Annotated in this window: 14 protein-coding genes and 3 tRNA genes; 10 read left to right on the top strand and 7 right to left on the bottom strand. The window is 67.2% G+C overall.

Going from position 1 to position 18,836, the window contains the following annotated elements:
* Positions 1 to 5: 5 nt before the first annotated feature.
* Both NQ204_RS09770 and NQ204_RS09765 read left to right on the top strand, forming a co-directional pair.
* Positions 6 to 3,116: an error-prone DNA polymerase gene (locus NQ204_RS09770; protein ID WP_116864007.1), complete on the top strand. Its 3,111-nt coding sequence runs from the start codon at positions 6 to 8 to the stop codon at positions 3,114 to 3,116.
* A gap of 65 nt (positions 3,117 to 3,181) precedes the next feature.
* A complete protein-coding gene (locus tag NQ204_RS09765) occupies positions 3,182 to 3,688 on the top strand; it encodes a hypothetical protein (RefSeq protein ID WP_116864006.1) in 507 nt (168 codons plus the stop codon).
* 34 nt (positions 3,689 to 3,722) lie between these two features.
* Here the strand turns inward: NQ204_RS09765 and ptsJ are convergent, their stop codons facing one another.
* Positions 3,723 to 5,009, bottom strand: a complete 1,287-nt coding sequence (gene ptsJ, locus NQ204_RS09760; RefSeq protein ID WP_116864005.1) for a MocR-like B6 salvage transcription factor PtsJ — start codon at positions 5,007 to 5,009, stop codon at positions 3,723 to 3,725.
* A 75-nt stretch (positions 5,010 to 5,084) separates the two neighbouring features.
* Between ptsJ and NQ204_RS09755 the strand changes: the two genes are divergently transcribed.
* Genes NQ204_RS09755 through NQ204_RS09745 form a run of 3 tightly spaced genes read left to right on the top strand, consistent with a single transcriptional unit; the run spans position 5,085 to position 6,792 of the window.
* Positions 5,085 to 5,858, top strand: a complete 774-nt coding sequence (locus NQ204_RS09755; RefSeq protein WP_116864004.1) for a YggS family pyridoxal phosphate-dependent enzyme — start codon at positions 5,085 to 5,087, stop codon at positions 5,856 to 5,858.
* On the top strand, positions 5,855 to 6,568 hold the full coding sequence (locus tag NQ204_RS09750) for a glutamine amidotransferase (protein ID WP_116864003.1): 714 nt from the start codon (positions 5,855 to 5,857) through the stop codon (positions 6,566 to 6,568). The genes NQ204_RS09755 and NQ204_RS09750 overlap by 4 nt, the downstream gene beginning before the upstream one ends.
* Positions 6,568 to 6,792 (top strand): hypothetical protein, encoded by a 225-nt coding sequence (locus tag NQ204_RS09745; protein WP_116864002.1) that lies wholly within the window; start codon positions 6,568 to 6,570, stop codon positions 6,790 to 6,792. Before NQ204_RS09750 ends, NQ204_RS09745 begins: the two co-directional genes overlap by 1 nt.
* A 62-nt stretch (positions 6,793 to 6,854) precedes the next feature.
* Here the strand turns inward: NQ204_RS09745 and NQ204_RS09740 are convergent, their stop codons facing one another.
* The 6 genes from NQ204_RS09740 to NQ204_RS09715 all read right to left on the bottom strand — a co-directional run bounded on the left by NQ204_RS09740 (position 6,855) and on the right by NQ204_RS09715 (position 15,343).
* The gene (locus NQ204_RS09740) at positions 6,855 to 9,143 is read right to left on the bottom strand and encodes an Orn/Lys/Arg family decarboxylase (protein ID WP_116864001.1); all 2,289 of its coding nucleotides are present in this window, start codon (positions 9,141 to 9,143) and stop codon (positions 6,855 to 6,857) included.
* A gap of 20 nt (positions 9,144 to 9,163) precedes the next feature.
* Entirely contained in the window at positions 9,164 to 10,516 is a 1,353-nt protein-coding gene (gene adiC / locus NQ204_RS09735; protein ID WP_116864000.1) for an arginine/agmatine antiporter, read from the bottom strand.
* Positions 10,517 to 10,593: 77 nt separating this feature from the next.
* Entirely contained in the window at positions 10,594 to 12,006 is a 1,413-nt protein-coding gene (locus NQ204_RS09730) for a DcaP family trimeric outer membrane transporter (RefSeq protein WP_256643747.1), read from the bottom strand.
* Between the two features lie 511 nt (positions 12,007 to 12,517).
* Positions 12,518 to 13,357, bottom strand: coding sequence for a thiol:disulfide interchange protein DsbG (gene dsbG / locus NQ204_RS09725; RefSeq protein WP_256643746.1), 840 nt, complete (start codon positions 13,355 to 13,357; stop codon positions 12,518 to 12,520).
* Between the two features lie 30 nt (positions 13,358 to 13,387).
* A complete protein-coding gene (locus NQ204_RS09720; RefSeq protein ID WP_256643745.1) occupies positions 13,388 to 14,191 on the bottom strand; it encodes a TlpA disulfide reductase family protein in 804 nt (267 codons plus the stop codon).
* A gap of 84 nt (positions 14,192 to 14,275) precedes the next feature.
* Positions 14,276 to 15,343 carry a GlxA family transcriptional regulator gene (locus NQ204_RS09715; protein WP_243402711.1) on the bottom strand — a complete coding sequence of 356 codons (1,068 nt, stop codon included), beginning with the start codon at positions 15,341 to 15,343 and terminating at the stop codon, positions 14,276 to 14,278.
* A 180-nt stretch (positions 15,344 to 15,523) separates the two neighbouring features.
* Here NQ204_RS09715 and NQ204_RS09710 point away from each other — a divergent pair, with 180 nt between their 5' ends.
* The 5 genes from NQ204_RS09710 to NQ204_RS09690 all read left to right on the top strand — a co-directional run bounded on the left by NQ204_RS09710 (position 15,524) and on the right by NQ204_RS09690 (position 18,835).
* Positions 15,524 to 15,922 (top strand): heavy metal-responsive transcriptional regulator, encoded by a 399-nt coding sequence (locus tag NQ204_RS09710; protein ID WP_116863996.1) that lies wholly within the window; start codon positions 15,524 to 15,526, stop codon positions 15,920 to 15,922.
* Complete coding sequence (locus NQ204_RS09705; RefSeq protein ID WP_256643744.1) at positions 15,919 to 18,288, top strand: heavy metal translocating P-type ATPase; 2,370 nt, start codon at positions 15,919 to 15,921, stop codon at positions 18,286 to 18,288. Before NQ204_RS09710 ends, NQ204_RS09705 begins: the two co-directional genes overlap by 4 nt.
* Before the next feature lie 89 nt (positions 18,289 to 18,377).
* A tRNA-Ala gene (locus tag NQ204_RS09700) sits at positions 18,378 to 18,453 on the top strand.
* Between the two features lie 46 nt (positions 18,454 to 18,499).
* A tRNA-Glu gene (locus NQ204_RS09695) sits at positions 18,500 to 18,575 on the top strand.
* A 184-nt stretch (positions 18,576 to 18,759) separates the two neighbouring features.
* Positions 18,760 to 18,835, top strand: a tRNA-Ala gene (locus tag NQ204_RS09690).
* Position 18,836 lies beyond the last annotated feature (1 nt).

The following is an 18,836-nucleotide window of genomic DNA, read 5'->3' as shown; positions in this document are numbered from 1 at the left end:
CCACCATGGCCGCCGCCTTCCCTGCCTATGCCGAACTGCATTGCCTGTCGGCCTTCAGCTTCCAGCGCGGCGCGTCCACCGCCGATGAGCTGTTCGCGCGTGCCGCCGGCCAGGGCTACCGCGCCCTGGCGATCACCGATGAGTGTTCGCTGGCCGGCATCGTGCGTGCCTGGCAGGCAGCGAAGACGCACGGCGTGGCGCTGCTCATCGGTGCCGAATTCCAGATCGAGGATGGGCCGAAGATCGCCCTGCTGTGCACCGACCAGGAGGCCTATGCCGGCCTGTGCCAGCTGATCACCACCTGCCGGCGGCGCGCGGGCAAGGGCGAATACCGCTGCCTGCGCGAGGATCTGCACGGCCTGGCCGAGGGCCTGCTGTGCCTGTGGCTGGACCGCCAGCCCGATGCCAGCCACCTGCCGCTGCTGCGCAGCGCCTTCGACGACCGCCTGTGGCTGGCGGTGGAACTGCACCACGAACACGACGACGTGCGCCGCCTGCAGCAGCTGCAGGCCTTCGGCGAACGCCATGCTCTGCCGCTGGTGGCCAGCGGTGACGTGCACATGCATGTGCGCCGCCGTCGCGCCCTGCAGGACACGCTTACCGCGATCCGCCACCGCTGCAGCGTGGCCGAAGCCGGCTGGCGACTGTTTCCCAACGGCGAACGCCACCTGCGCCCGCGCAGTGCGCTGGCCCAGCTGTATCCCCCCGAGCTGCTGGCCGAGACCCTGCGCATCGCCGAGCGCTGCCACTTCACACTGGACCAGCTGCAGTACACCTACCCACGCGAGCTGGTGCCCGACGGGCAGACGCCTGACAGCTGGCTGCGCGCACTGGTGGAAGAAGGCATTCCCGAGCGCTGGCCCAGAGGCATCCAGCCGGCGCAGCGCGCGCAGATCGAACACGAGCTGGCGTTGATCGCCAAGAAGAACTACGCCTCCTACTTCCTCACCGTGCAGGACATCGTGCGCTTCGCCCGCAGCCAGCAGATCCTCTGCCAGGGGCGTGGCTCGGCGGCCAATTCGGCGGTGTGCTTCGTGCTCGGCGTCACCGAGATCGACCCGGCGCGCAGCAACCTGCTGTTCGAACGTTTCATTTCCGATGAGCGCGACGAGCCACCGGACATCGACATCGATTTCGAGCACGAGCGCCGCGAGGAAGTGCTGCAGTACGTGTTCAACCGCTATGGCCGCGAGCGCGCCGCGCTCACCGCCGTGGCGATCAGCTACCGCGGCCGCAGCGCGATCCGTGATGTTGCCCGCGCGCTCGGCCTGCCGATGGACCAGGTGAATGAGTTGGGTGCAGCAATGGACCACTGGGGCGGCAACATCCCGCTGCCGGACACCCTGCGCGAACGCGGCTTCGATCCGGACACGCCGCTGATGCGGCGCCTGCTGTCACTCACCGGAGAGCTGATCGATTTCCCCCGACACCTGTCGCAGCACCCGGGTGGTTTCGTCATTTCCGAACACCCGCTGTCCACCCTGGTACCGGTGGAGAACGCGGCCATGGCCGGGCGCACCGTCATCCAGTGGGACAAGGACGACCTCGACGCCACCGGCCTGATGAAGGTCGACTGCCTGGCGCTGGGCATGCTCACCGCCATCCGCAAGTGCCTGGCCATGCTGCAGCAGCACGGCCTGCACGAAGGGCGCATGGATGCGATTCCAGACGAGGATGGCCCGACCTACGACATGATCTGCGCCGCCGAAACCATCGGCGTGTTCCAGATCGAATCGCGCGCGCAGATGGCGATGCTGCCACGCATGCAGCCGCGCACCTTCTACGACCTGGTGATCGAAGTGGCGATCGTGCGCCCGGGGCCGATCCAGGGCGACATGGTGCACCCCTACCTGGAGCGGCGGAGGATCCTGCGCGAACAGGGCCCCGAGGCACTGAACGATCCGGACAACCCGCTCTATCCACCCCAGCTGGAGCGCGTGTTCGCGCGCACCCTGGGCGTGCCGCTGTTCCAGGAGCAGGTGATGCAGCTGGCGGTGGATGCCGCCGGCTACAGTGCCGGCGAAGCCGATGCACTGCGTCGCTCGATGGCCGCGTGGAAGCGCCACGGCGGGCTGGAGCCGCATCGCGAAAAGCTGTTGACCGGCATGCTCGACCGCGGCTACAGCCTGGAGTTCGGCGAACGCCTGTTCGAGCAGATCAAGGGCTTCGGCAGCTATGGCTTCCCCGAGAGCCATGCGGCCAGCTTCGCCCTGCTCACCTATGCCAGCTGCTGGCTGAAGTGCCATTACCCGGCCGCGTTCACCGCCAGCCTGATCAACAGCCAGCCGCTGGGTTTCTACAGCCCCGACCAGCTGCTGCAGGATGCGCGCCGTCATGGCATCACGGTATTGCCGGTGGATGTGCGCCACAGCGACTGGGACTGCAGCCTGGATTTCAGCAAGGGGGCAGCGGCGATCCGGCTCGGCCTGCGCCTGATCGATGGCTGCAGCGAAACGGCAGTGCAGGCACTGATGCGCGAACGCGCGCGCCGCCCGTTCGATGATGTCGGCGATCTCTGCCAGCGCACCGGGCTGGACCGGCGCCAGCAGGGCCTGTTGGCCGATGCCGGTGCGCTGCGTGGGCTGAGCGGCCACCGCCATCGTGCGCGCTGGGATATTTCCGGCGTGGAAAACCGGCTGCCGCTGTTCGACCAGGCCCGCGCCACCACCGAGGCCCGCGTGGCCCTGCCCCTGCCCAGCGCGTGGGAGGACATGCAGGCCGATTACCGCAGCACCGGCACCACGCTCGGCCGCCATCCGATCAGTTTCCTGCGCGCGCAGCTGCGCAGCCGTGGCTGCCTCGACGCCGCGCAGCTGGCAGGCCACGGCCATGGACGCCGCGTGCGCATCGCCGGCCTGGTACGCATGCGCCAGCGCCCGCAGACCGCCAGCGGCGTCACCTTCCTCACCCTGGAAGACGAGACCGGCATGGTCAATGCCGTGGTCTGGCGGCACGTCGCCGATCGCCAGCACCGCGTGCTGGTCGATACCCAGCTGATGCAGATCGACGGTCGCCTGGAACGCGTAGACGGCGTGCAGCATGTGATCGTGCAGCGCATGCTGTGCCTGGATGAACTGCTGCAGGGCCTGCGCAGCCACAGCCGCGATTTCCATTGACCGCGCGGCCCTACCCATCCGCTTTTGCATCCGCTATCGTCGGCACATCCAAGGAAGGACGAACGATGGCCCGCGCACTGATGCTGACCACCCTGGGGGTGTCGACCCTCGCCCTGCTCGTTTCCGGCTGGACCGCCTGGAACCTGCACAACAGCCAATCACCGCAACGGGTGATCGAAGCCCGCGGCCTGGTCATCCACGATGACAAGGGCCAGGCCCGCGTCATCCTCGGCGCCCCCGTGCCCGATCCGCTCAGCAAGGGCAAACCGCAGGGCCCGCGCGCCACTGCACTGTCGGGCATGATCCTGCTCGGCCCCGATGGCTCCGAACGCGGGGGCTACGGCACCAGCGACCGCGGTGGCGAAGCCCTGCTCACCCTGGACGATGCCAGTGGCACCACCGAAGTGTTCAAGGTCGTAGCCAACCCCGATCGCGGCGCCAGCCTGATGGTGCGGCACCAGAACAACACCGGCGCCATGCTCACCTCATGGCAGGGCAAGCCGGAACTGGTGTTCCTGGATGACACCGGCCAGACCTACTACGTGCGACCTGGCGCCAACGCCGCGCCCTGAGCGCTCACCCTTGTAGAGTCGAGCTAGCTCGACGCTACACACCGCACACCGCCACCAGGTCATCGGCCAACTGCCGCAACTGCGCCGTCGACAACGCCGCACAGGTAATGCGCAGCCCATGCGCCGGTGCGGCCACCGCAAACACCTCACCACCACGCACATGCCAGCCGCGCGCCGCCAGCGCCAGCACCTGCGCGCGACTGTCACCCGGCAGAGGCAGCCACAGGTTCAAGCCCTCCATCGACAGCGGCGTCGGCAGCCCACGGGCGCGCAGCAGTTCCTGCAACCACTGCAGGCGCTGCTGGTAGCGCTCAGCCGCGGCGGTGATCTTCGCCCGCTGCGGCGCCGATTCAAGCACCGCACTGGCCGCATCCTGCAGCAGGTGGCTGACCCAGCCGGTGCCGGCCGCCAGACGCAGGCGCAGTACGCTGGCAGTGGCAGCATCGCAGCCCAGCCACGCCAGCCGCACGTCAGGCCCCAGCGCCTTGGACAGCGAACGCAGCAGCGCCCAGCGCCGGCCATCGTCCGGCAGCACCGAATGGTAGGGCTGCTGCGAAAGCAGCGCGTAGTGATCGTCGATCAACACGGCCACCTGCGGGTAACCGGCCAGCAGCTGCCGCAGCGCCCGCGCCCGCTTCGCATCCAGGCTGGCGCCGGTGGGATTGTGCGCACGCGGGGTCAGCAGCACCGCCCGCGCACCGGCCTCCAGCGCCGCACGCAGCGCCTCCACCTGCATGCCATGCGCATCCACCGCCACCGGCAGCACCGCATGCCCGCCCGCGGCCAGCACGTTCAGGCTGCCAAGGAAGCACGGATCCTCGATCGCGATGCGGTCACCCGGCAGCAGCCACGCCGCCAGCAGGCGCTCGATGCCATCCACCGCCCCATGGGTCAGTTCCAGCGCATAGCCGGCCGGGCAATGCGGATCCAGCGAGGCGCGCGCCAGCCGCTGCATGCGCACATCCACCGTCTCCGCCCCGTAGAGCCGCGGGGACGCGGCCTGAACGCGCAGCGTGGGAAGAAGTCGCGGATCCGGGTTGCCACCGGCCAGGTCGTGCAGGGCCAGCCCCGGCGCACTTCCCTCGCGGGCCATGGCCTGTGCCGGCCCACGCACCACCGTGCCCCGGCGGCCGCCGGTGCTGGCCAGGCCGGCACCGTCCAGGCGCTTGTAGGCGGCCGCCACGGTATTCCTGTTCACCCCCAGCCGCTCGGCCAGCTCCCGCACCGGCGGCAGCACGCTGCCCGCGGCCAGCTGGCCATTGCCGATACCCTCACGAATGCTGTCGAAAATGGCCTCGGCACTGCGCCCGGTGATTTTCATTTTGTCCTATGCCAAACTAATACTTGTCCTGTGCCAGTGTATCCCACCCTGGCCGCCCCGCACCGGAGGTCCCCCATGCCCCTAGCCGCCGCCGACTGGCCCGTCGCCCAGTCCGTCGAACAGATCGCTGCCAACCTGGTCACCGTGCGCCAGCGCATCGCCGATGCCTGCATGCGCGCCGGCCGCGACCCAGCCAGCGTGCGCCTGCTGCCGGTCAGCAAGACCGTCGACGAGGCGCGCATCCGCATGGCTGTGGCCGCCGGTTGCCACGAGCTGGGCGAGAACAAAGTGCAGGAAGCCCAGCGCAAGGCCGAAGCCACGGCTGACCTCGGGGTGCACTGGTCGGTCATCGGCCACCTGCAGACCAACAAGGCCCGCCATGTCGCCCGCTTCGCCCGCGAATTCCAGGCCCTGGACAGCCTGCGCGTGGCCGGCGCCCTGCAGCAGCGGCTGCAGCTGGAAGACCGCACGCTGGACGTGTTCGTACAGGTCAACACCTCGGCCGAACCCAGCAAGTACGGCCTGGAACCGGACGCCGTCACTGCCTTCGTGCAGCAGCTTCCCGCCTTCGACCGCCTGCGCGTGCGCGGGCTGATGACCCTGGCGATCTTCACCCCCGACGTCGAACGCGTACGCGCCTGCTTCGTGCGCCTGCGCGAACTGCGCGACCAGCTGCAGCGCGCCGCACCGGCGGGCATCGACCTGCCAGAACTGTCGATGGGCATGTCCGGCGATTTCGAGGTCGCCATCGAAGAAGGTGCCACCGTGGTCCGCATCGGCCAGGCCATCTTCGGCGCGCGCGCGACGCCGGACAGCTTCTACTGGCCCAGCGCCGGGGAACCGGCATGACGGCCGCTGCCCGCAAGCACGCCGTGGTGCTGCAGCACGTTGCCTTCGAAGACCTGGGCACGCTGCACCCCCTGCTGCTTGCACAGGGCTGGACCGTACAGGTCCTGCAGGCCGGCGTCGATCCGCTCGCGCACGCCGAAGCGGCCGACCTGCTGGTGGTCCTGGGCGGCCCGATCAGCGTCAATGACACAACGCTCTATCCGTTCCTGGCCGACAGCATCGCCCTGCTGCACCACCGCCTGCAGCAGCAGCGGCCGACACTGGGGATCTGCCTGGGCGCGCAGCTGATGGCGCGCGCGCTGGGCGCCACGGTCGCGGCCAGTGGTGGCAAGGAAATCGGGTTCGCGCCGCTGCTGCTCACCGAAGATGGCCAGCGCTCCCCGTTGCAGGCCCTACAGGGCATCCCGGTGCTGCACTGGCATGGCGAAGCCTTCGAACTGCCCGACGGTGCGCAGCGCCTGGCCAGCACGCCGGCCTGCCGCCACCAGGCCTTCGCTGTCGGCCACCATGCCCTCGCCCTGCAATGCCATCCGGAACTGGATGCACACCCGTTCGAGCGCTGGCTGATCGGCCACACCCTGGAGCTGGCCCAGGCCGGCATCGACCCCAACGACCTGCGTGCGCAGGCCCGTCGCTACGGCGCGCCGCTGGCCGCTGCAGCCAACGCCATGTTCGCGCAGTGGCTGCAGCACCTGCCGGAGAACCCGTGATGCATTACCGCCTGACCATCCATCGCCACGGCAAGTACTGGGGGCAGTTCGACTGCGAGGGCCCGGGCGCCCTGCAGCATCTGGACGCCCTCGCCGCGCGCCTGCCCGTCGAAGACGGCTTCCAGCTGCAGCGCCTGAAGGGCGTGGGCGAGGAACGCATCCTCTCCAGCGGTGCCGATGGCCTGCGCATACTGGCAGCGCAGATCCAGTACAAGCCCCTCTGAAACCGGACGACTGCTCTCACCGCAGCTGTAGAGTCGAGCATGGCTCGACTCTACCCCCCGGGTCAGGCCTTCAGCACCTCCACCCGGTACGACACGCCATCGCCGTCGTGTTCGATGATCAACCCGTGCACGTCCGATTCGAAGCCTGGGAAACGCGCATTCTGCTCACGGGCGATCCGCAGCGACTGGATGATCGGCTCATCGCTGGCACCGAAACGCTCACCCGGCATGATGGTCGGGATGCCCGGCGGGTACGGCACCAGCATCGTGGCGGCAATGCGGCCGCTGATCTGCTCGATGTCGACCCGCTCGATCTCGCCCTTCACCAGATGGTTGTAGGCATCGGCCGGGGTCATCACCGGCGTCGGCAGATCCACGTACATCTCGCGCATCACCTTGGCCACCGCGAATTCCTGATTGAACGCGTGCAGCGCATCGCACAGGTCACGCAGGCCCCAGCCGGCGTAGGCAACCGGATAGTCGGCAGCCAGCGTCGGCAGCGCCTGGCTCAGCGGCGCATTGCGGTCATACAGTTCCTTGAATGCCATCAGCTCGGTCACCAGGGTGCTCCACTTGCCCTTGGTGATGCCCATCGAGAACAGGAACAGTACCGAATAGAGGTTGGTCTTCTCCACGGTGATGCCACGGCTCCACAGGAACTTGCTCAGCACCGCCGCCGGAATGCCCAGCCTGCCCATGCTGCCGTCCATCGAAAGGCCCGGGGTGAGCAGGGTGACCTTGATCGGGTCGATCAGCACGTAGTCGTCGACCAGGTTCTCGAAACCATGCCAGTGGCCATCGGGCTGCAGGTACCACTCCTCGCGCTTGGCCACCATTGGCGCCGGCGTATCGCCCTTGTCCAGGCTCCGCTCGACCTGGGTGGGTTGCCAAACACTGAACCACCAGTCCTCGCGCCCGAGGTCGTCGCGCACATGCAGCATCGCGCGACGGAAGGCGATCGCCTCGTCATGCATCTCCTGCACCAGCGAACGGCCGGCATCGCCCTCCATCATCTTCGACGCCACGTCGCAGGCCGCGATCACCCCGTAATGCGGGCTGGTCGAGGTGTGCATCATGAACGACTCGTTGAAACGCTCGGCGTCCAGGTTGCGCTGCGCCGAGTTGCGTACATGGATCATCGACGCCTGCGAGAACGCGGCCAGCAGCTTGTGGGTCGAATGGGTGGTGAAGATGATCGCGTCCTGCTCGCGCGGCTTGCCCTTGGCCATGCCGTAATGGTTTTCGTAGAACGGATGGAACGCCGCGTAGGCGTACCAGGCCTCATCGAAGTGCAGGAAATCCACCGCACTGCCGATCTCGTCGGCGATCTTCTCGGCGTTGTAGCACAGGCCGTCGTAGGTTGAGTTGGTGACCACCGCGATGCGCGGCTTTGACCCGGCACTATAGGCTTGGCTTGCCAAGGGATTGGCGGCGATGCGCTGCTGCAGTGATTCGGGGGTGAACTGGTCCAGGCTGATCGGGCCGATGATGCCGTGGGCGTTGCGGCTGGGGGTGAAGTACACCGGCACCGCACCGGTCATGATCAGCGCATGCAGCAGCGATTTGTGGCAGTTGCGGTCGACGAAGACCACGTCACCGCGGGCCACCGTACCGTGCCAGACGATCTTGTTGGCGGTCGAGGTACCGTTGGTGACGAAGAAGGTGTGGTCGGCACCGAAGTTGCGCGCGGCCTCTTCCTCGGCATCCTTGATCGGGCCCGTATGGTCGAGCAGCGAGCCCAGTTCAGGCACCGAGATCGACAGGTCGCTGCGCAGGGTGTTCTCGCCGTAGAACTGGTGGAAGGCGCGCCCCACTGGCGATTTGGTGAAGGCCACGCCACCGGCATGGCCCGGTGTATGCCAGGAATAGTTTGATTCGGCGGCGTGGTGGATCAGCGCCTTGAAAAACGGCGGCAGCAGGTTTTTCATGTAGTCTTCGGCCGCGCGTATCACCTGCCGCGCGATGAAGCTCTTGGTATCCTCGAACAGGAAGATGAAGCCATGGATGTGCTTGAGCAGCTTGCTCGGCACCTTCTCGATGGTGCGCCGCTCGCCGTACAGGAACACCGGCAGGTTGGCGCGGCGCGCGCTCTGTTCGCGCAGGAACGCGGTGAGGCGCTGGAACTCGCCGTCCACTTCCTCGCTGCCATCGATGGAGATCAGCACCGCCGAGGCGGCCACGTAGGTCCGTGCACCGGCACGCGCATCATCCAGGTTCAACCCGCACAGCACGCGCTGGTCGTTGCCACGCAGCTCCTCCACCAGCGCGCGGATCAGGATGCCGCCGATGCGCGGCGACTCGTAGTCGTTGTCGATGACAATGACCGGGTAATCCAGAGACTTGAAGTACACGTTGATTCTCCTTGTCGAACTCAGGAACGCTGGGTGCCGGCGCCGATGGCCGATGCCTCACGAGCGCGCTGCCGCTGCTGGCGACGCTCCTCGCTGAAGAAGGGATAGAACACGGTGATGAACAGCACGAACAGGAAGGCGTACTGCACGATGCTTCCCGACGAACCGTAGATCGCCCACAGGCAGTACACGACGGTCAGGCTGGTCAAGGTCCAGAACGCACCGGTGTGCACCAGGGTGTGCGAGCGCTCGACCACGAAGTAGCAGGCCACGCACGAATAGATGTACGGCAGCAGGGTCAGCACCACGGCAGCCGAGGTGATCACATCGAACTGCGCCGATGCGGTTTCCGAGGTCGAGGTGACGAGCACCGCCAGGGTCATCAGCATCGCCACGATCAGCACGCCCTTGACCGGCACGTCGTCCTTGTTGGTCTTGCTGAAGATGCTGGGGAACAGGCCATCATCGGAGGCGGCCTTCGCGCTCTGTGCGGTCAGCAGGATCCAGCCACCCAGTGAACCGGCCGCGCCAACGAAGGCGCACAGGCTGACCAGCGCCCCGCCCCACCCGCCTACGGCCTTGGCTGCCGCCAGCGCGAACGGGGCATCGGACAGCTGCAGTTCCGCATTCGGCACCATGCCCATGATCACCGAGGAACTGGCGATGTAGGCGATGGCCGCCAGGAACACGCCGGCCAGCGTGGCGCGGGCCACGTTCTTTTCCGGGTTCTCGACCACGCCCGCGGTCACCGAGGCCGACTCGACGCCGATGAAGGCCCACAGCGTCAGTGCCGCCGCGCTGGAGATCGCACCGAAGTTCGACTCACCCGACACGTTGTAGGCGCCCTTGAAGATGTCCGCATCGAAGAAGAACCAGCCGAAGATCGCGATGCCCAGGATCGGTACCAGCGCGAAACTGGTGGTGACCGTCTGCACCCGCGTCACGAAGGCCGGGCCGATCACGTTGGCGAAGCTCAGCGCCCATACCAGCGCCAGCACCGCGATGCAGCGCACCAAAGGTTCGGACAGGATCGGGAAGAAATAGCTGAAGTAGCCCACGGCGGCGATCGGGATGGCGACATTGCCGATCCAGTTGGCGAACCAATAGATGGTGTTGGTCTGGAAGCCCATGTAGGGCCCGAACCAGTCACGCGCATACGCATACGGGCCGCCGGCCTTGGGCGCCAACTTGCCCAGTTTGGCGAATACGAACGCCAGCAGCAGCGCGCCAGCCGTGGTGATCAGCCAGCCCCAGATGGAGGCGGTGCCGATCTTGGCCAGGCTGGAGGGCAACAGGAATACACCGGAGCCCATCATGTTGCCGGCGACGAGGAAGGTGGCTCCGACCACCCCGATCTTCTTTGCTTCTGCCATGACACTCTCCTGAAGCTGGCATTGGCCCGGCAGCACCGGGCATGGGGACTGGCCGCGCTGGCGTCGACCGCTGGCGGCTATCTGATGAAGTTGTATTGCAGGCTGCCCTGTACCCGGACCGTGTCGCCGCGCGCGCCGCCCTGCTGTTCCAGGCGTCCGTAAAGCAGCTCCATGCCCATCGTCCACGACGGTGCCGGGCTCCATATCAGGTTGAAAACGCCGTAGCGGCTTTCGCGGAACGCCTCGGCGGCCAGTGCGCTGTTCCGCTCCAGGGTCAGCTGGCCGAAGATCAGGTTCGAGCGCCACAGCTGCGACCAGTAGTGGGTGTAGCCGACGAAGCCGCCGTGCAGGTCCAGCGCATCGAGTCGCCCGTTGGCATCGACCACCGCATCCAGCCCGGAACCGGTGAGGTCGGCGGTGTAGCGGCTGAGGCCGCGCCCGCCCAGCGCACCGAACAGCAGCAGGTCGCGTTCGCCCACCGCCGCCGAGCCGCTGAGCTGCAGGCCCCCGCCCATGCGCCGGTCGCGCTCGCCCTCACCGTCATAGGCCAGGCTGCGGGCCACCGCCCCCAGTTGCAGATGGCCCCAGTCGCGTTCCATGCGGGCGGTAACGCTGACGTCGGGCAGACGGTTGGCGGCCGCCCGCGTCTCGCTGGCCCCGGCCAGTTCGGTGTCCGGATCCTCGGCGGCCAGTGTCAGCGTATTGCCCATGCCCATCGTGAAGCTGTGGTGGATGCCGGCCACCAGCAGATAGCCCGCGCCGCCCGGCCCGGCAAAGTCCAGGGTGTCGGGCAGGCTGTCGGCGTCCATGAAGCTGGAATAGCCGTAACCGGCATAGGTATTGCCGAGCTGGCCATAGGCATGGCGCAGGCGGAACTGGTAGCCGTCACTGCTGCCGAAGAAGTCATTTTCCAGGTAGAAGCGCAGGTTGCCGTGCGTGGTCGGCCGCCGCGCCTCGAAGCTGAAGCGGGTCTGCTTGGCGAGGATGTTGAAGTTGGACACATCGCGGTGGCTGCCGCCCACGGGTATCGACGAAGGTATGAACTGGTCCTCGTCGCCGGCCGCGCGTGAATCGGCGATGGCATCGAGCTTGGCGTAGCCACCGATGCGGATGACGGTGTCCGTGCCAGGGATGGCGAAGAAGCCTTTCAGGTCAGGATCGGTCGGGCCCGCAGCGCTGTCCGGGCGCGACGCTGCAGTGGAGGGGTCGGCCACCGATTCACGCTGTGGCAGCACCGGCGATGCCACGCCGGGCACCTGGGTGGGATGCAGCACAGCGGTCGTGGCTGGCGGGGCAGCGGATGCTGTCGTCGCCGCATTGGCAAGGGCTTCGCGCTGTTCGAGGCGGTCCAGGCGCTGCTGCATGCCTTCCAGTTCCCGGCGCAGGGTCACGATCTCGCGCCGCAGAGCCTGCGCGTCCTCCTCCTCAGCATGGGCCGGCGTTGCCGCCATCGCCGCCATGCATGCCAGACTCAGTCCTGCCAAGCGCATTGCATCCTCCATGGACGAACACCTGCCAGACACTGCCAGGCGGGACGCCTGCGCGTTCCCGACAGCGACCTGCCGTTGCTGGGTTGCGGAGTACTGCGTCGATGCCCGCAGGCAGCCTGCATGCTGCAGGCAACAGGACGATGACATCGCCCCGTGTTTTCCGTGGGTGGGTCGACTGCGGCTGCGCTGCCAGCGAGGTGGCGACCGCAGGCGTCTGGGTAACAAGCCCGAAGTGAGAGTGTCGTGAATGACGCGGCATGAATCACCTGTTCCAGGCAGATCCGTGACGCTGTCCCTGTCGTGTTGACGCTGGAATCCATGCGTCGAGGCTAGCGAACCTGTCGCTTTCAGCCTTGATTGCGATCAACTTACGATGCTTGATCTCAGTCACTATTCATAAGTGACGCCGCACCACTTACTGCGCAGCCGTATCCCGCCGCCCTGTCGCAGAATGCAGCAGGCCCGCACGTTGCCATGCGGGCCTGCTGTTGATCACGGGTGAGCGCCGCGGTCAGCGCGGACCCAGCACCTTCAGCAGGTCGTCGCCCTGCGGCAGGCCGGCACGGCGCTCGACACTGCCCTCGGCATTCTGGAACAGGATGCCCGGCGTACCCTGGAAGCCCATTTCCACCATCAGCACCTGGTTGGCGTCGAGCTTGCCAGCCACCTCGCGGCTGATGCTTGGCAGCGGCTTGATGCCACCTCGGTCGAACTGGTGTTCGTTCTCCAGCAGCGCGGCACTGGGGTCGCGGGCGGTCAGGATGGCTGCGGCCTTGGCCGGGCTGTCTTCACGGATCACGCCGACCATGATGTGACGCAGCTGCACCTTGCCTGCATTCACCCAGGGACGCGCCGCATCCCAGAATTTGTGGCAATACGGGCAGTTTGCGTCACTGAAGGTGTAAACGATCCGCGGCGCGTCGGCCTTGCCGTCACGCACCCACGCGCTGGCTTCCAGCTTGGACCACATCTTGGCCGACATCGGCGCGGACACCAGCTTCTCCACCGCCTCGGCGGCCACGTCGTTGCCCTCGGCATCGAACAGGCTGCCGACCAGCACATGCTTGCCATCCGTTGTCACATACGCCGCCGCCGGCTGCTGGCCACCGACCACGCCGGCAAAGCCGCGCAGGCCGCCCGGCGCATCAAATTCGGAAACGACCTCGAAGCCGTGCTTCTCGATGCCCTTCAGGACCGCGGGGCGCTCGCCCTTGCCTGCCGCAGGGGCCGCCGCAGCGGTGCCGGCGGGCGTCTTGGCTGGCGGCGTCTGTGCCTGGCTGCAGGCGGTCATGGCCAGCAGCATCGGCAGGATCAGCACCGCAGGCGCGGTGCGCAGGTAAATCGACAGCATGGGAACTCCAAAGGGAAATGCCCGCGCAGGCTACCGCAGCCTGCGCAGTTTGTGTTCAAGACCGGCATGGGTCAGCTCACCGAGGTGCAGATCCTGCAGGCGCCCCTGCGCATCTAAGAACAGGGTCGAGGGATAGGCGCGCACGCCCAGCGCGGTGGAGGCCGACGCAGGCTCGTCCAGCAGGACATCGCGCAGTGCAAGCTGCTCTGCAGCCAGGAACTGCTGCACCTCATCCTGGCCTTCTCCCTGGTTGAGGAAGATGAACTGCAGCTCGGGGTGGGCCTGCTGCGCGCGGGCCAGAACCGGCATTTCGCGCCGGCATGGGCCACACCAGCTGGCCCAGAGATTCAATACCACGGGCTTGCCACGGAATCGATCCAGGTCCAGCGACTGCCCCTGCACATCCACCACCTGCACCGCCGGCAGGGACAGCGTGTTGGCCTGCCACTGCGACAGACCATAACTGCCCACGCCCCACACCAGCGCACCCGCGAGTGCGCTGCACAGCACCGGAACACGCAGCGAAGGATGGCGACGCAGGCGCCAGACACCCCATCCCAGCGCGGCAGCCAGCACTACCACCACGTGGTAGCCGCCATCGGCAATCTGCAACATGCTCCAAGGCGCGTCACGATAGAAGGCGAAATTGGCGGCAATGAAGGACACACGGCCGCAGAGCAGGCCGACCAGCAGCATGTCCAGCACCTGGCCCGCGCCCGAAGGCCGCGGCGGCATGGGCTGGCGCGCCGGCCAGAGCCGCGCGATGCCCATCGCCAGCAGCAGACAGATCAGGATTACCACTACCGGCATCGGCACCGGCCCCACACTTGCCATTACATCACCTGCACCACATTCCCGAGTCCTGCATGGTCGGAGCGCCGCGCCCGCGTTGCAAGCGCGGCGTTCTGCCCGTGGTTGTCAGGCCGCGTCCAGCCGCGAGTCCGCAACCGGTACCACCGGCACGGCCCGCGATGCCATCGCCGCCGGTGCCGGCAAGGCGCGCTCACGCCGCTTGCAGTTCACGTGCCGCCGGTAGTTGGCCGGCGTCATGCCAACGATGCGCAGGAACAGGCGACGGAACGCGCTCTGGTCTGCATAACCCACGCCCCAGGCCACCTCGTCGATGCTGGCGCCCTGCTGCAGCAGGGTCTGCGCCTTGGCCACGCGCAACCGCTGGCAATACTCGATGGGGCGCAGCCCGGTGGCTTTCAGGAAGCGGCGCTGCAGCGTCCTCGGCTCAAGGCCGGAGACCTCGCAGATGGCCGGCAGCGTCGCCCCGCGTGCAGACGTGGTGTGCAACCAGCGCTGGGCCTTGAGCACATCACGGTCACCGTGGGCGAAGTTGGCACTGAACCGCTCCAGGTCCTGCTGCACGCCCGCCGGCACGACGATGCCCAGCTGCTGCGCGACCGCGCTGGCCACACCCTGGCCGTGCAGGCGATACAGCAGACGCAGGCCCAGATAGCGCCATGCCTGTGGGCCGGCCACGGTGAGCAGGTCGCCATCATCGACCAGCGCACGCTCACTCGGGGCCCAGCTGGCGGCCTGGCCCTGCAGGCCCGGATGGCGCCGCAGATCCGGGCCCGACACGGTGCGCCCGGCCAACAGACCCGCCCGTGCCAGCACGCCGACGCCGTCGGCCGCCGCAGCCAACAGGCTGCCGCCGTCGTAATGCGCACGCAGCCAGTCCAGCAGGACTTCCTCGGCGCGCACCGAGACCACCGGGCTGACCTGGCCCGGCAGGGCGATCACGGCAGGAATCGCCGCATCCAGCATTTCCGCACCGGCGATGCGGTTCACACCGCGATTGCTGGCCGGCACGATCCAGCGGGTGACCAGCACGCGGGCACTGGGGCGCCGCTGCTGCTGGGCCAGGCGATTGGCCACATGGGCCATTTCAGCCAATACCGAAGCTGCAGACGGATCTCCCCCCGGATACTCCACCACGGCAACCTCGACGAAAACCTCGTTGTTCAGTCCCTCCACACTCCCCTCCTCCATTCGTTCAGGCCGTCGAGCGGCCGGTTCAGGCGAAGGGTAGGAAGTGCCGCAACGGCAGGGCTATGAAGAAAGTTGCAAAGTGCGCTGAATGGGGAAAACCCACAGACCCTTGACTCTTGACCAGACTCCAGGGTTGACAATGGCGGCATCCACCAGGAGTGCGCCATGAATATTGGACAGCTGGCCCGCGAGGCCGGGGTGCCGATCGACACCGTCCGCTACTACGAACGCCAGCAGCTGCTGCCCACCGCGGCGCGCTCTGCCGGCGGCTACCGCATCTTCGGCGAACAGGACCTGCGCCGGCTGCGGTTCATCCGCCGGGCCAAGGCGCTGGGCTTCAGCCTGGAGGAGATCGCCGAGCTGCTGGCACTGAGCGACCGCCACCAGCAGGACATGGCCAGCGTGCGCGATACGGCACAGGCCCGCCTGCTCGACATCGAGCAACGGATGGCCGAACTGCAGCGCATGCAGGCCGCACTGGCACAGCTGGTGGACGCCTGCCCCGGCCATGGTGCGCTGGAACAGTGCCCCATCCTCGCCGCGCTGACCGAGGACAACGCATGAGCACAGGACATTCCCACCACGGCCACGGCCCGTCGCCCACTGCAGGCGGCTGCTGTGGCAGCGCGAAGAACGCGCCAGCCACGGTGAAGGACCCGGTCTGCGAAATGGAAGTGGACCCGGCCAGCACCGCGCATCACGCCCATCACCGGGGCCAGGACTACCACTTCTGCAGTGGTGGCTGTCGGCAGAAATTCATCGCCGATCCGCAGCGTTACCTCGCTCCGTCGTCATACATCGCCCCCAAGGTCCCCGCGGGCACGCTCTACACCTGCCCGATGGACCCGGAAGTCGTGCAGGAAGGCCCCGGCACCTGTCCGATCTGCGGCATGGCGCTGGAACCGATGATGCCCAGCCTGGACGAAGGCGAGAATCCGGAACTGGCCGACTTCCGCCGCCGCTTCTGGGTGTCGCTGCCGCTGAGCGTGGCGACGATGGCGCTGGCGATGCTGGCGATGACGCCGCTGCTGCATGCGCTGTCGCCGACGCTGCGGGTGTGGATCGAGGGCGCGCTGGCCACGCCGGTGGTGTTGTGGGCCGGCTGGCCGTTCCTCGAACGCTGGGCGCAGTCGATCGGCAACCGCAGCCCCAACATGTGGACGCTGATCGGTACCGGCGTCATCGCCGCCTACGGCTACAGCGTGGTCGCCACGGTTGCACCGGGCGTGTTCCCGCCCTCGTTCCAGCAGCACGGCCACGTCGGCGTGTACTTCGAAGCGGCGGCGGTGATCATCTCGCTCACCCTGCTCGGCCAGTTGATGGAGCTGAGTGCGCGGGCCAAGACCTCGGCAGCGATCAAGGCCCTGCTGGGCCTGGCTCCGAAGACCGCGCGGCGCATCGACGCCGATGGCAGCGAGCATGACGTCGAACTGGCGCTGGTGAAGGCAGGCGACCGCCTGCGTGTGCGCCCCGGCGAAAAAGTGCCGGTGGACGGCCGCGTGCTGGAGGGCCGCTCCTCACTGGACGAATCGATGCTGACCGGCGAACCGGTACCGGTGACCAAGCAGGCTGGCGACAGCGTGATCGGCGCGACCCTGAATGGTTCCGGCGCACTGGTGATCGAAGCCGAACGCGTGGGCGATGACAGCATGCTGGCGCAGATCGTGCAGCTGGTGGCGCAGGCGCAGCGTTCGCGCGCGCCGATGCAGCGCATGGCGGACAAGGTGGCGTACTGGTTCGTGCTGGCGGTACTGGCCGTGGCCGCGCTGGCGCTGTTCGGCTGGGGCCTGTTCGGACCGGAGCCGTCATGGACGCATGGCGTGCTGAGCGCGGTGGCGGTGCTGATCATCGCCTGTCCGTGTGCGCTGGGGCTGGCCACGCCGATGTCGATCATGGTCGCCACCGGCCGCGCCGCGCAGCATGGCGTGCTGTTCCGCGATGCCGAAGCCATCGAAGCACTCGGCAAGGTCGATACGCTGGTGATCGACAAGACCGGCACGCTCACCGAGGGCCGCCCGGCGTTCGATGCCGTGCATGCCGGCGCGGGGTTCGAAGACACCCAGGTGCTGCAGTGGGCGGCCAGCCTGGACCAGGGCAGCGAGCATCCGCTGGCTGAAGCCATCGTCACCGCTGCACGCACGCGTGGACTGCCATTGCTGGCGGTGGAGGATTTCGATTCGATCACCGGCCTGGGCGTGCGGGGCCGCGTGGACGGCCGCGCGATGTGGCTGGGCAACACCGCGCTGATGGCCGGGCAATCGGTACAGGTGGCCGCCGTGCAGGAACAGGCCGATGCGTTGCGCCGTCGTGGTGCCAGCGTGATGTACCTGGCGGTGGACGGGCAGCTTGCAGGCCTGTTGTCAGTGGCTGATCCGATCAAGTCGACCACCGCCGAAGCGATCGCCGCGCTGCACCGCGATGGGCTGCGCATCATCATGGCCTCCGGCGATGGCCTGCTGACCGCGCAGGCCGTTGCGTCCACCCTGGGCCTGGACGAGGTACACGGCGAAAGCCGCCCCGCCGACAAGACCGCACTGGTGCAGCAGCTGCAGGCACAGGGTCGCGTCGTGGCGATGGCCGGCGACGGCATCAACGATGCCCCTGCACTGGCCAGCGCCAACGTCGGCATCGCCATGGGCACCGGCACCGACGTGGCGATGTCCAGCGCACAGATCACGCTGGTGAAGGGCGATCTGCGTGGCATCCTGCGTGCGCGCCAGTTGTCGCGTGCGGCCGTGCGCAACATGCGGCAGAACCTCGGCTTCGCCTTCCTCTACAACGGGCTGGGCATTCCGGTCGCGGCCGGCGTGCTGGTGCCTTGGGGCATTTCGTTGTCGCCGATGCTCGCTGCGGTGGCGATGAGCCTCAGTTCGGTATCGGTCATCAGCAACGCGTTGCGCCTGCGCGCGCAGCGTCTGCCGGGCGGCTGACATCGACCTCGCAACGGACGTGAAGAAAAGTGCAACAAACGCTTGCCAACCCCCGGGGGCACAGCTATTATTTCGCTCCTCAGCGACGTGGGGCCATAGCTCAGCTGGGAGAGCGCCTGCATGGCATGCAGGAGGTCAGCGGTTCGATCCCGCTTGGCTCCACCACTTCGACATTAGGCCGTCGAAGATCTACAACTTGAAGTTTTCGTGCGTCCCCATCGTCTAGAGGCCTAGGACATCACCCTTTCACGGTGGCGACCGGGGTTCGAATCCCCGTGGGGACGCCAACTCATCACGAACAACGAGGACCCGGCCGATAACCGGGTCTTTTTTGTTCACCGCCTACCGGCGTTCAGGTTGTGGCGTTGCGGTTCCCCTGCCCTCGTGGCCCTGGTGAACCAAAACAAAGAAAGCGAAAAAAAAGCTTCCACAAAGGTGAATACGTTGGTAAGATAGGCGGCTCGGTAACACGGGGCCATAGCTCAGCTGGGAGAGCGCCTGCATGGCATGCAGGAGGTCAGCGGTTCGATCCCGCTTGGCTCCACCAC

Source organism: Stenotrophomonas testudinis (assembly GCF_024499815.1).
Lineage (GTDB): Bacteria > Pseudomonadota > Gammaproteobacteria > Xanthomonadales > Xanthomonadaceae > Stenotrophomonas.
Note: the sequence above shows the minus strand (reverse complement) of the source record. Positions and strands in the feature narration are given on the sequence as shown.